At 47.4% G+C, this 12,941-nt stretch carries 11 protein-coding genes; 3 read left to right on the forward strand and 8 right to left on the reverse strand.

Annotated features, from left to right (window positions below; translation table 11 throughout):
- Positions 1–147: 147 nt before the first annotated feature.
- Both XBJ1_RS22265 and XBJ1_RS02825 read left to right on the forward strand, forming a co-directional pair.
- A complete protein-coding gene (locus tag XBJ1_RS22265) occupies positions 148–987 on the forward strand; it encodes a DUF6402 family protein (protein WP_012987247.1) in 840 nt (279 codons plus the stop codon).
- Positions 984–1,430 (forward strand): DUF6201 family protein, encoded by a 447-nt coding sequence (locus tag XBJ1_RS02825; protein ID WP_012987248.1) that lies wholly within the window; start codon positions 984–986, stop codon positions 1,428–1,430. The genes XBJ1_RS22265 and XBJ1_RS02825 overlap by 4 nt, the downstream gene beginning before the upstream one ends.
- 98 nt (positions 1,431–1,528) lie before the next feature.
- Here XBJ1_RS02825 and gpJ read toward each other — a convergent pair whose 3' ends face one another.
- Positions 1,529–5,218, reverse strand: a complete 3,690-nt coding sequence (gene gpJ, locus XBJ1_RS02830) for a TipJ family phage tail tip protein (protein ID WP_012987249.1) — start codon at positions 5,216–5,218, stop codon at positions 1,529–1,531.
- Between the two features lie 63 nt (positions 5,219–5,281).
- Between gpJ and XBJ1_RS21845 the strand changes: the two genes are divergently transcribed.
- Positions 5,282–5,488 (forward strand): hypothetical protein, encoded by a 207-nt coding sequence (locus tag XBJ1_RS21845; RefSeq protein WP_162467458.1) that lies wholly within the window; start codon positions 5,282–5,284, stop codon positions 5,486–5,488.
- Between the two features lie 25 nt (positions 5,489–5,513).
- On the opposite strand, the gene XBJ1_RS02835 is transcribed toward XBJ1_RS21845, so the two are convergent.
- From XBJ1_RS02835 to XBJ1_RS02865, 7 genes are all read right to left on the reverse strand, one after another.
- Complete coding sequence (locus tag XBJ1_RS02835) at positions 5,514–6,518, reverse strand: IS110 family transposase (protein ID WP_012987226.1); 1,005 nt, start codon at positions 6,516–6,518, stop codon at positions 5,514–5,516.
- A gap of 76 nt (positions 6,519–6,594) precedes the next feature.
- Positions 6,595–7,233 (reverse strand): tail assembly protein, encoded by a 639-nt coding sequence (locus XBJ1_RS02840; RefSeq protein WP_012987250.1) that lies wholly within the window; start codon positions 7,231–7,233, stop codon positions 6,595–6,597.
- 70 nt (positions 7,234–7,303) lie between these two features.
- Positions 7,304–7,675: a hypothetical protein gene (locus XBJ1_RS02845; RefSeq protein ID WP_038198338.1), complete on the reverse strand. Its 372-nt coding sequence runs from the start codon at positions 7,673–7,675 to the stop codon at positions 7,304–7,306.
- 91 nt (positions 7,676–7,766) lie between these two features.
- A complete protein-coding gene (locus XBJ1_RS02850) occupies positions 7,767–8,471 on the reverse strand; it encodes a C40 family peptidase (RefSeq protein WP_012987252.1) in 705 nt (234 codons plus the stop codon).
- A gap of 2 nt (positions 8,472–8,473) precedes the next feature.
- Positions 8,474–9,226: a phage minor tail protein L gene (locus tag XBJ1_RS02855; protein ID WP_419184850.1), complete on the reverse strand. Its 753-nt coding sequence runs from the start codon at positions 9,224–9,226 to the stop codon at positions 8,474–8,476.
- A 6-nt stretch (positions 9,227–9,232) separates the two neighbouring features.
- The gene (locus tag XBJ1_RS02860) at positions 9,233–9,565 is read right to left on the reverse strand and encodes a phage tail protein (protein WP_012987254.1); all 333 of its coding nucleotides are present in this window, start codon (positions 9,563–9,565) and stop codon (positions 9,233–9,235) included.
- Positions 9,565–12,939 carry a tape measure protein gene (locus XBJ1_RS02865; RefSeq protein WP_012987255.1) on the reverse strand — a complete coding sequence of 1,125 codons (3,375 nt, stop codon included), beginning with the start codon at positions 12,937–12,939 and terminating at the stop codon, positions 9,565–9,567. The genes XBJ1_RS02860 and XBJ1_RS02865 overlap by 1 nt, the downstream gene beginning before the upstream one ends.
- Positions 12,940–12,941: the final 2 nt, after the last annotated feature.

Consider the following 12,941-nt stretch of genomic DNA (forward strand, 5'->3'; position numbering starts at 1 on the left):
TCAACATATCGCATATGGCGTGAAAACAAATAAGGGACCGGTAGAAGGTGTCTGTCAAACATCTGGTGTGACAAAGCAATTTGACACAAAACAAGAAGAAAACCTCAATGTAGAATATTTATTTCAAACAAAGATAGGGATTTGATTATGGCAATTTTTTCAGCTAAGACTGTTAAGGGTGGCGCAGTTACAGATATAAATGTAGATATTTTCATGTTAAATGAAATTCCTAACTCAATGGAAAAAATGGGTTGGGAAATGGCACCTAAAATTATGCGCCACTGGTTTGAAAGACCTAAAATTGAGTTTACTCAAGAAGAAAAAGTCAGATATATAAAAGAAATAGATTCCATAGATATACCAAAAGACAGAGTCAATGATTCTATTGTAAAAATGGAATGGGCTATGAATTTCAATCAAGTAAAAGAAGCTACCGAGGAACTTGTACAGAAATGGGCATCCCCTAATGGAATAAAATTATTAAAAAAAAGACTTAACGTAAATTCAAATAAAATAGGATATTCTGATTCAGCAATTGAATTAGATACATATGCACAAGTAAACTATAAAGAAATTGGCTCTTTGACGGATACCATCGATGATTATTTTGGCGCTATAGGTAAAGCAACATTAAAATTAGCGGTGAGAGGGCATGCAGATAAAATAAAAACAAAAAATGTATTTATTACAGAGGGATTGGGTATTTACTTAAAAGATAGCTATGACTTTTTTAACCCTGATGAATTCCTTGGGGTCTGGAGCAGGGATGGAGTTTTAAGTAAAGTAAAAACAGCTGTATACATGGGTTTTTATAACGATAATATGTGGAGAGAGTTAGCGACAGGGGAATATTCAAAGCACGTCCCTGTATATAATAGAAATTTCAGAGAATGGCAAAAGAAACACAATAAAGGAGGGGATTTTATTGTTTTTTCAGATGTTTTATGGATTTCTCCGCTGCCAAAGGATAGAGTGATTTATTTATGATTGTAAAAAAAACAGCAAAGTATATTTTATATTTTATGCTGATCATACTTTTCTTATGGTGGTTTTTTTTATCACATGTTACTTTTTTGAAAGAAAGTGACACGCTGAGCGAAGTTAACTCTGGTGAAAGTGACTATTACGCCAAATATTACAAGCCGGAACCTATTAATTTATTTGGGATTTATCTAACCATAATGGAGAAAGAGCCTATTTTTGTGGTTTTATATGATAAAGAGGATAAATATATAGGCCAAACGTCACCTTTTAAGATGATGAATATGTACTCATTTTTTGAAGGAAATCCTACATTACCAGAAAAAAACCCACAAGATATATTGGACACACACTTTTATATTGTAGTCGTTGGAGATTTTGAAAGTGCTTATGACATAGATATAAACCATAAAAAATGGTGGAGCAAAGTACTGCAATATTTCCATTAAAAAGAATGGCGATTTATATCGCCATTCTTATGTGTTTACCTTCTTTGAATCTAAAATGCTGCGCTACTGCGGTATACTTTAGCTAATGAAATTAATATTTACATGTTAGACCACTGACTACTAGCCTTAAACAGCATACCAATACCGGGAGTAGGGTATGTAATGCCCGCGCCGTGGGTTACGAGAACAACTTTAATGGTCGGCGTTGTATTGGCGGGAATTGTTATAGGGGGTGAAAACAACGTACCAGAGATGCACTGCGGGCCGCGATCAGAAGACTCCATGAAAAAGTTTTGCCCAGCCACATGCACATTATTAACGTATACCGAAACGGATGCCTCCCCCGAACCACCCAAAGATCCGACGTAACGCTGAGTCATTATCGGTCCATAAATAAAAACCCGATCAAACGGCATAGCTTCCGTTAGCCTTTTATGAAAAAAAATGCTGTCACGGTTGCCTAATGATACATTCCCCAAAGTAACAGACACAACGTCACCTACAATTTTGGTTGCATATACTGCGCCGGAAAAACGGCCATCAGCGCCATTGATTGTTCCGGTGAACGTCCCGCTGGTTGCATGTATCTCCCCACGAACAGTAACATGGTTGAATTCTGCCCCACCCCCTTTATCAATTTTCCACCCTGCCCGGCCAGCAATATAATTTCCAGACTGGATGTAATTGCCAATTTTGGCATTGGTAATACTGCCATCTTCTATAAATCCATCCCGAATAAACAACTGGCCATTTTTAGCCGCCACAAAGGGTTCGAATTTGTCATTTGCGGGATTGACGAAGGTAAAATTATTGGCATTAAAACCAATATCCGTTCTCACTTGGCCATTCACCATCTGAGCACCAATAACCATCCCCGCACTATGATAATTCCCATTAGCGTCTTTAATACCTGCCCTCACTGTGTACGTCGCAGAACCGCCTATATGGTCAAAAACAGTGGTTGCCTTGGTATCAATGAGGGCCGATTGATGTTTGAATTGAGCCTGAACACGCTGCTCGCTCTCAGCTAATGATGAATCCAGTTTGTTAATGGATTTCTGGTTTTCCTGAACAGCAGAACGGTTTTCCCCGACGCTGGATTTTACTTCCTTAATGGATTGTGCCCATGCGGTTTTTTCATCAGCGAATACACGATCGAGTCGTTTGATTTCCGCTTTGTTCTCACCATCACGGGTGAGTAATTCGCGGCTATTTTGCTGAATAGCTGTACCGTTGATGAGGATGGACTCCGACTGATAATCCATTTGCTCCTGTAATCGTTTCCCGGCTTCGGCGGTCAGGAACTGGTTGCCTGCTGCATCAATGATCCAATTCGTATCCGAAGACGATTCTCCCCTGACGAACGCCGTCCACGGGGATTGATTGCCGGACTTGTCCACCAGACGCGCACGGAAATAAAATGCAACGCCTGCCGCCAGTCCCTGCATTGTGTGCATTCGCTGGGGATAGGGAATATCGGCCAGCAACAGTAAACCCTCGCCGTCATTCGTCCTGCTGTACTGGATTTCAGTTTTCAGCGTGTCGTCGGTCTGGGGCGCAAAACCCCAGTCAATCTGGATACCGAAGATGATCGGGGTTGTTCTGAACCCCAGCGGTGCCGGAGGGTTACCTTGTTTTCCAACGATATTGACCTCTTCAGAGGAGATAAATAAGCTGGGAATATCAAAGGAGTTGATGGCCTTGATGCGGGCCTGATATCTGCCGGAGTAAGCATTAGGTATTTCAAAACCCAGCGATGCGGTACGGGGAATGGAAATCCAGTTCCCGCTATCCCGGCGCCACTCTCCCACATAGGCCGCCGCCCCTTCCGCTTTCTCCCATGCAATCCGCACGGTAGTGGTGGAAATGCCTTGCTGAACAAACGAAAAACTCTCAATCCTGATTGAATTCGGTGGCTGCTGGACGCTCGCCGGAATAATGGAAATAGGCCGTTCGTCGATTCTGGCACCCGTGTCGATACGGTCGTATTTGTCGGGATCGTGGTAAAGGCCATTGATTTCGAATGTGCCATCATTGTTATCTTTGATGCCGACAACGCGATATTGCTGAATAAATAAATCATGGGCATCCACCGCCCAGCCAGCACCGGATACAGGTGATTCACTATAAGTCGTCGTTACGGTAACAATGTTACCATTGACGGCCTGAACCGTCCGGCCTTCTGATTTTCCTGTCGGTAAATTAACCAATAGACGATCACCCGCCTTCACATCAGGTTTTCTGTCCAGTGTGATATTGCGATCGTTCACCGACTGAATGCGACCACCGATAGTGCGCCCGGCTCGGTTTTTATGTGCCACGCCAATAATATGACCGGGCATCGGGATTTGACCATCCAGCCCTACACGAAATGAAATCATGCCATCGCGTGAGTTGGTCAGGATTGCCCATTTTCCCCGGCGTTGCGCCTCACTCTGACGGGTGCAGCCAATAGCGGAAATATCAATCTGGTTGATACCATAACGTCGGATTAAATTATCGTCTGAAACAACTTCAACTTCATCATTGTAATGATTGTTTGGATTTGACCAGCTCACCATGGCAACCGTGCTGCGGTTACGCTCGCCGCCGCCGCTGTAGACAAAGTCGCCATTGATAACGCTGGCCTGAGTGAAAATATATTTAATGTCATCCGGCATATCCGCCGCTGCCACGAACTGATTAGCTCCCCAGTGGACTGAACCCCGGAATATGGCGCCAATATCGGTCAGCACTTTATGTGCCTCTTCGCGTGATTGTATGTAAACATCGCAGGTAAAGCGCGGCTCCATGCCACCACCGCCTTTGCCATCAGGGACCAATTGATCGCAATACTGCGCCACGCGATACAGTTCGATTTCATCAATTTGCGTGCGGTCGATTTTGTCGCCAAGGCCGCATAAATCGTTTAGCAGTATATCGTACAGCACCCACGCCGGGTTATTACTGTGCGCCCATTTGAAGGTTAAGTTCCAGATGCCACTGTACGTGCGGTTAACCGGGTCGTAATTGGCGGGTACGCGAATAATGCGCCCCTTGGGCTTACATGAAATCAGCGGGGTATTGCCATTGAATAACCGGGCGTCAAATTCAACGTACAGCAGCGCGGTATTCGGGTAGCGTAATTTGGCGTCAACAATCTCAGTGAACGCCATGATATTCATTTTGTCGTTGATCCGCTCACTGGTGCTGTCTGGCGTTTTTCTGACAACACGAACCGTCCAGCCCGTTTTGGCATCAGGCAGATTAATGCGGTATGAGCGTTCATACAGGGTGGTTGTTTTGGCATCAATATGGGTATCAAACACAGCCTGATAGCTGCCGCCATCGGTGGACAATTCAATGGCATAATCAACGCGAAAGCCCACCGTGTCACCATTTTCTTTTTGCATTCTCAACGCAGGCCAGCCGAGACGGACACGGACGGCCGATAACTTGGTGTTGGAAATGTATTTTGTCCAGGGCACAGCGGTTTTTATTTCTGTACCCAGACGGATTTCATTTTCAGCCGCGCTCATGCCTTTGATATAGTTCTGATGCTGGGTACCGGGGCGAAATTCCCATTTCACGCCTGCAAAATTAATGGTTCCGTTGTCGTTCTGCAAGGGTGTGCCGTCCAGATAGATATCTTTTGCCGTCAGATCATTGACGAACTCACCCTCACCCAAGGCCACCAGAATTTTAGCCGTGGCCGTCGATTGAATGTTATCGGGCATTTCATAAGGTGTATGTCCGCCGCCCCCGCCGCCGCCGCCGCCTTTGGCGCCCTCGATAATATGCAATGTCATTGTTCGCCTCTGAAATAAAAAATCTATGGTCCCCACCTTTTTTGCAACACTGATTTTTGATTGATGTTGGCTTGCTTAAATCTATCCGGCGTCACTATGGGCAGGGATGCCCGCGCCTCGATGAGTTCCGCACCTGATAAGCCTAAAAAACCGCACGGCTTCAGAGAGCCATTTTTTATGTCAGGATTCCATCAGGTCGATAAGCCGTTCATGTCATCAATAATCAGTCTTCGCAAAACCAGATTGGGAACTGCTTTAATTAACGATTAACCTGCCAGTCAGACTGGCGTCGTCGTTACCTTTCGAACACAGTTTGCCGTGTTGTGATTGCCCAGGCTATCCGGGCTAATTTGTTGGCCAGCGCACAGGCCACAACATTTGAGTGTTTTCGCTCAAGCTGAGCCTTTACCCATTCAGCCAGCCTTCCTGACTGATAATCGATTCTCTGGATAAAGACTCTGGCGCACTGGACAAGTAACCGTCGCAGATTTTTGTCTCCGCGTTTACTTATCCCTAAAAGCGTATTTTTGCCACCCGTGCTGTACTGGCGTGGTACCAGACCGGTTGAAGCAGCAAAATCCCGGCTACAGCCATACTGCTTACCATCGCCCAGCTGCGATGATAAGACGCTGGCAGTTATCGGACCCACGCCCGGTATTGTCTGAAGACGCTGTCCTGTTTCATCACGTCTCAGCTCCTGCTCCAGTGCCGTCTCAAGCTCGGTGAGCTGTTCGACAAGATAAAGATAATGGGCATGTAAGCGCATCAGCAACTGTGCCAGATAGGGAGGAAGTTCGTTCTCTGCCAAGACGGTTGAAAGTCTTTTTATCACGGCGGTTCCGATCGGCATACTGATGCCAAATTCCAGTAAAAAAGCGTGCATCTGATTAGTGGTTTTAACCCTGTCTCTGACCAGTGATTCTCTGACCCGATGCAGGGCGCGCATAGCTTGTTGCGCCTCTGTTCGTGGTTGCACAAATCGCATGGAGGGACGAGATGCAGCTTCGCATATGGCTTCAGCATCCACAAAATCGTTCTTGTTGCTCTTTACAAAAGGACGAACAAATTGTGGAGAAATCAGCTTCGCTTCGTGACCAAAAGCAGCGATCCGGCGAGCCATAAAGTGAGCACCGGCGCAGGCTTCCATTACAACAGTCGCTGATGGCGATCCCGCTAAAAACTCCATCAGTCTGGCGCGGGTAAATTTTTTACGCAGCAGGGCCTTTCCTGATTTGTCCTGACAGTGAACGTGGAAAGAATGTTTGCCGAGATCAATACCAATAAGCGTAACGTTTTGCATGATGGTCTTCTCCTGAAAGAAACACCCTGCCAGCATACCGCTCACAGGGTGGTGGGGACCATCTCATTAACCGCATTTAGCGGCTGTGTTTGCGTTGGTTTTCTATTTGCTCAGTCTGATACTGGTCTTCGGTGTAAACACCCGCTGAGATAATCGCCCCGCCTATCTCGCGCGAACCATACAGAAGAGGCACAGGGTTCCCTTGTGCGATGGTATTGACTGCACCACCGAAAGCATAACTGGGTTTATTGTCGGGGGATTCCCGCATCCCCAACCTCGGCGGCTGAGGTGCCAGCATTTGAGAAACGCCGCCCATTGCCATTGATGCCCCTGACGCCCCGACAAACAATGCGGTCGAGGCAGCCCAGCCCAATGGATTCCACCATGCAACCGCAATCAGCGCTACCCCTAAAATCGTTTGAAACAATCCACCGCGTTTACTGCCGGTGATGACAGGCAGTATATGGATACCACCATTACCCTTGGTCATGTCCAGTTCGTCTTTGTGGTAACTTCTGCCACCCACAATGACCGAAAAAGTAAAACCCTGCTGGTGAGCATGGATCATGAATGCCTCAAAACCTGCAACCAGCCTACTCATAGCCCGGATAGCATGGGGGGCATCTCTGACGGCATAGTCAAATGTCGCGCCGAACTTGGTAGCAAGGACGCCGTGTAGGCGTATTGTCCGAAGAGGGGGACATATATAAGCCATAATGACCTCATAAATAAAAAAACCCGCCGACGCGGGTTAAAAAACTATGTTATTTTCAATTCATCCTTGGCTATAAACAATTTTTAGCCATTTCTCTCAGTTCATTTTTTGTTAGTGGACGATAATGGTCATCTAAGCTCTGTATCGATACCCTAGTTTTTCCTCCATTATCCGATATGATTACCCTATGGTAATATCTCATATTTGATAATTGTAGCGCTCCAATCAATATTTCCACCGACTTGGAATTTAAAACTGGTTCTATTAGCATTCGATCGCCTCTTAAATGATCTAAATTATCAATTAAGCAATATTTAAAATCATCAGGGCTTTTATCTGAAAAAAAAACTTCATGTCTGACGCTTCTTATGTCCTTGCTTGTAATCCCTACGCATCCACTCATCAACATCAAAAAAATTAAAGAAATAAATTTTGTTTTCATGATAATTCCTCTAAGTAATTCACTGCATATTTTCATTGAAAACAACGCAAATCCAGCGTAAAGGTAATTGAGTTATCTTATAGCGCTTAATTTATAATAATAAATGATATCGTACTATCTTTATTGTCCTGTCTTTCCAATACCCCCCATACGGCACTTTCTGACTTAACTGTCCGTAGAGGTGATGGAGTAATAAATTACCCTCTAACAAAACACCGGCATGATTGGGCACATCCGCTTGAACCTGCATAATGATTACATCGCCCGTCTGCGGGTCGCCTGTGACTTCAACAAAACCGGCATTCTCAAAATTCTCTATGTAAAGGTTTTCACCTTGCTCCCACCAATGATAATTAACCCGATAGTCATTCAGTTCAATACCGCATTGTTGGCGGTAATAGCTCATAATGAGACCATAGCAATCATAGACACCCAACACAAACGGGCGACCGAGTAGCGGCAATTCACCGCGCGGATAGATTGTCCTGAAATCACCCTCTGGGTAGCTCACAATGTGCCACGGCAATTCAGTAAAATCACATTGTGCCTCATCTAAATCACTGGGCATAGTAGTTGCGTCCGGGTGACTATGAACAATACCGGTAATAGTTCCCCAGATTGATGCGGCTAAATAATCACCGGGATCTAGCTGGAATTGTTCGGCGGGATTAGGGGCTAAATTTTTGCAGGGAAAGTATTTTTCTACGCGGCTTTTCTGGGCAATTACCCCACAACATTCATTGGGATACATTTGTTTAGTATGTTCAAATATGGCCGTTAATGTCTTATCATTCATGGCTATCTCCTGATAAGGGACGAGGCCGGAAACCCACCAAATGATAGCTCATTATCTTCACCGTAACGCAACTTACACGCAATGACGGTGCCGGGGCATCGGTCTTTGCTCGGATCATCGGTCGGGTTGTTGTCAATATCAAAATAGTTTGTTCCGGCGTAGTCGCAACCTTTCCCTGTCCGGTACCAGCCACGGGCACACCATGTGCATACGCCGTGAATTTGCCGGGTGGGAATAATCAGGCCATCCAGTGACGCCGGGCTGGCTAATTCAAAAACCACAGTCTTATCGGTTTCAGATGTTTTTCTGTTGATGTAAAACATGAGCTGCCGCTCTTGTTGCGGATCAGCGGTAGGGTTACCCTGCGGGAAATTTTTCGCATCCAGATAATGAACAAATGTATCATGGATAGCGACTTTCGCTTGTACCATGTCATCAAATTGCAGACATAGCGCGGTGACCGTTCCCTCAATATTCGCAACAGATAAGCGAGGGCGGGCAGCCTGTCCATCCGTGGACATGTCCAGTCCCTCTATCTGAACAGGCCACGGTTTATATTCCTGCCCCTGCCACCAAAGGGACTTCGGCTGCGGCTGACTGCCTGTCTCCTCGGCGGTGTCAATTTCTTCGGGCGTCACAGGCATACCATACGCATGAAAACGAAGCACATCGGCACCGAATTTTGTCCCGTCAATCTCGTAGAGCCGGACGGTATTTCCGGCGTCCAGCTTTTGTACGTCAGCAGTAAACATGATTGTCCTCTATGGCGCGTGCGCCTCAATGAATTCAGTTGACAGGGCATAGGTTTTGTAATCAATGGCCTGATACTTATAGCTCTCGCACCGAAACAGCCCCTTGCTCGCCAGCGGGGGCGTCCAGATAAATGACTTATGCCCTTCATGCCGGTCAAGAAAGGCGATAATCTCAGTAATGTGTTTTTCATTACCGACAAAATCCAATGTCCATCTCATCGACTTGGGGTTAATCCCCGCACCAGAGACCTGTTCATAACCGTCACCGAATTTCGCTTTTCGGATCGCAAATTCAACATTGGAACTGGCATTCACGCGCGGCAGCCATGTGAATATTTCCATTATTTCGCCCTTATCGCTTTGTTGATTGCACCACCCTGCCGCAAATCCCTGTCACGTTCAGCGTAGTAGACCTGAGCGACGGCCTGAGCAAAACGACGCCCGAAGGCGTCATTATCGCCTTTCGATGATGAACTTTCAGTTTTCCCGTCCGTGATGTAGACATTGATATTGGTGCCCCCTTGATCACCCAAGCCCTTTGGGGAAATAGCACGTACACCCAGAGAGCCATCGGCACTACGGGTCAGCGGCATGATGGCTTCCGGCCCCGCTTCACCCATCAGTCCCGCCCCTTTCGCAAATGCAAACAATGTCGGACTATTGACTATCTGACCGCTGTAGCTACTCAGACTGGGAGAATTATAAACACCGCCTTTGGCATTCTTGACGAACGTAGACATGAAGCCGTTGAACGCCCCCCCCGCACCGCCACCGAATGAAGAGGCCAGCATTTCAAATGCCTTATTCGCAGCAATTTTCATTAAACTCTGAACGACGCTCTGTGCCATTGAAGCGAACATTTCAGAAATGCCTTCTTTGAGCGATTTAGTTCCGGTTAGCAGCCCCGTAATCATGTTGCCCATGCGTTCGCTGACAGTATCAAACAGGTTGACTGCGATTGCGTGATAGGTACTTTGGGCAGCAAATAACTGTTTCGCCGCTTCAATGCGTTTCGTGTTGTTTTCCGTTTCGGCGGCCGCAATCAGTTCATTCTTACGCTGTTCACTGATAACAGTTGCGTCAGCATAGGACTGATAAAGCGCCTTTTTGCGTTCAAGTTGGTTTTCCAGATCCTGTATTGGGTCAACTTCGCCCCGTAAGTTATCTCTGGCGGAAACGGCATACTGCTGTCTGGCGTCCGCATTGCCTCTAACCTCGTCTTTCCAGATATCCCCTTTTCGATAGGTGTATTCGGCGGGTGACTCAATTTGACCATTGTTCTTCTGCCGCTCCAGTTGCTCTGTCGCTTCTTGGGTTCTTTTAGCAACATTACGGAATGGATCCGCTTCGATAGCAGCCTGTAAGTCCTGATAACGCTGCTTAGTTTCCTCCAGTCGCTTGTTAAGCTGGTTCAGGTGGTTGTTCTGTTCCTGAGTAAACTTACTGACGTTATTTTGAGAATTGGCGAATAGCTCGGCGGCAGCATTGCCCTCTTTATAGCGGATCGCTTCGGTGGCCAGTTGCGTATTCAGTTCGGCCACTTTATTCGTGTAATCTTCTGCGGTTTTGGCGGCTTTCCGTGTGGCACTTTCTGCCTCGCTTTGAGCTTTTCGGGCGGCTTCGTCCTGCTTCCGTAGGGCTTCGGCATTTTGGTATACCTGAGCCGCGTTATTAATGACCTGATTCACATAGGGCTTTTGTTGCCTATCATCCGGATTCAACCCCCCATCAACGGCTTTGTAATACGCCTCACGCCTGACTTTATCTAATCCCTTTCTTTTAGAAAGATCAATTTCCCTTTCCTGGTCTTTCAGTAACGACTTTATTTTGTCGTTTGGCTCGAATTTCACTACCGGTACGGGAATGTGAATACCTGATACATCAATGCTTGAGTTTTTGATCCGTTCCAGTAGCTCGACCGTGAGTTCCAGCTTTTGATTTTGCAGCGCCAGCGTCACATTGCCGGTTTTGCGCATTTCGTTAATCGCTGTGATGAACCTTTTCTCTTTCTCCCCATTGATTGTCTGTTGGTCACCCAGACTCGTGAGGGCAGACGTGATTTCACCGACCGTTTTCAGGGCAGCTTCATACGCCGAACGGCTTTCTGAAAGTTTAGTGCTGAACTCGGTGATCTTGATGTCAGTATTTTTACCGTTGCTTTTATCCTTCATGAAAAGATTGAGGCTGATTTGGTTTTTATTCATCTCCTTCCTGAACTTTTCCACATCCTCTTTAGCCACGGCAAGATCTTCTTTTAACTGATTCTTGGTGTCCCTGAGTTGAACAGGATCCATCTTGCTCAGTTCTTCCTTGATTTTTGTCGCCTCTTTCGCGTGCGCCCGGGCTTCTTCTTTGGCCTGCTTTTGGTTTTGGTACAGCAGGTAGGCTGCACCGGCGGCCATAATCAGTATCCCCGGCAGTCCACCGACAGCGCCGAGCAGCGCACCGCCCATTCTTGAACCGAGCGAGGTGACCGCATTGAGTCGCGCTTGTGCGGCGGCTCTTGCATTGATGCTTTGCGTCACTCTGGCCTGCGCTGCCGCTTCTGCGACCAGTGTCCGGTTCAGTCTCGCTTCTGCGGCGGCGAAGGTCTGTGTGTTTGTCGTCTGAAGCAGGCGTGAACGCGCGGCGATAACGTTTTGTTGTGCCTGATAAGCGCTGGCTCTCGCTGAGGCAACCTGAACCTGAGAGTTACGGTAAGCTTGATCCGCGTTATTAATTTCGGCGCGGGAATTCTGGATCAGCGCAGAGGTTGATGCCCCAATCGCTGATACCCTGTTACCCAGCGCCCGCGCCCCGAACAGACCGACTGCCACTGCGCCCGCCGCAGCGACGTCGTTAATATTTTTAGACAGGTCATCCAGTACCCCGGCGAGAACGCGGGTAGTACCCGTGGCTTCATTCGCCCCACCGATCCATTCCATGAAGGCGTTTTGTACGCGCATCAGGGATTTTTCAACCGTCGCCCCCATTGAAAGGCCTTCTGCTTTCAGTTTCTCCAGTTGGCTCAGTAAAGCGGGAATGACTTTATCCATCGTCAACAGGCCGTCGTTCGCCATGCCTTTTAATTGGGTTCTGGCGACGCCCATACCGTCAGCCAGTGCCTGAATGATTCGACTGCCGTTCTCCGCCATCGCGTTAAATTCTTCACCCCGCAGGACACCGGACGACATCGCTTGCGAGAACTGAACCAATACCGAACTGGATTCTGAAGCATTCGCGCCTGATATTCTCAACCCCGTCGATAGCGCTTCCGTCATATTAACAATGTCTTGTGAGGCATATTGGAGTGCCCGCATCGGGGCAGCCGCACGGGCAAAGACCGTGGCATTGGCCTCGAATGATGTTCCGGTTTTTTGACTCATCTCCATCAATAACCGCTGGCTATTGGCTAAATCGATACTGGACGCCGTCGCCAGTTTCAAGCGGGAATTGAGGTTTGTCCATTTGTCGGCGGTTTCAATCAGTTTACTGGTGGCGAAGATGCCGGCAAACGCGCCCGCCATCCCGACGGCAGAGTCTTTCACTGAAACCAGCTGGCTGTTCAGGTCACGCAGGGCGGCACGGCTGCCACGCGCCGCCGCCGCCGCACCCCGGTTGCCATTTTCCATCACCCGGTGGTAATTTTCTCCCAGCCGGGCAGCCCGGGCGATTTCCGCCTGATACGAGCTGGAATTGGCCGAGATTTTGATAATCAGTTCACGCAGTTTTGCCACAG

The sequence above is a fragment of the Xenorhabdus bovienii SS-2004 genome, from assembly GCF_000027225.1.
GTDB lineage: Bacteria > Pseudomonadota > Gammaproteobacteria > Enterobacterales > Enterobacteriaceae > Xenorhabdus > Xenorhabdus bovienii_C.

Excerpts from the sequence above, each read along its gene's own strand:
- gpJ (WP_012987249.1), bottom strand. The coding sequence starts at position 5,218 with ATGACATTGCATATTATCGAGGGCGCCAAAGGCGGCGGCGGCGGCGGG.
- XBJ1_RS02845 (WP_038198338.1), bottom strand. The coding sequence starts at position 7,675 with ATGAAAACAAAATTTATTTCTTTAATTTTTTTGATGTTGATGAGTGGA.
- XBJ1_RS22265 (WP_012987247.1), top strand. The coding sequence starts at position 148 with ATGGCAATTTTTTCAGCTAAGACTGTTAAGGGTGGCGCAGTTACAGAT.
- XBJ1_RS02835 (WP_012987226.1), bottom strand. The coding sequence starts at position 6,518 with ATGCAAAACGTTACGCTTATTGGTATTGATCTCGGCAAACATTCTTTC.
- XBJ1_RS02825 (WP_012987248.1), top strand. The coding sequence starts at position 984 with ATGATTGTAAAAAAAACAGCAAAGTATATTTTATATTTTATGCTGATC.
- XBJ1_RS21845 (WP_162467458.1), top strand. The coding sequence starts at position 5,282 with ATGTTGGCTTGCTTAAATCTATCCGGCGTCACTATGGGCAGGGATGCC.
- XBJ1_RS02850 (WP_012987252.1), bottom strand. The coding sequence starts at position 8,471 with ATGAATGATAAGACATTAACGGCCATATTTGAACATACTAAACAAATG.
- XBJ1_RS02860 (WP_012987254.1), bottom strand. The coding sequence starts at position 9,565 with ATGGAAATATTCACATGGCTGCCGCGCGTGAATGCCAGTTCCAATGTT.
- XBJ1_RS02840 (WP_012987250.1), bottom strand. The coding sequence starts at position 7,233 with ATGGCTTATATATGTCCCCCTCTTCGGACAATACGCCTACACGGCGTC.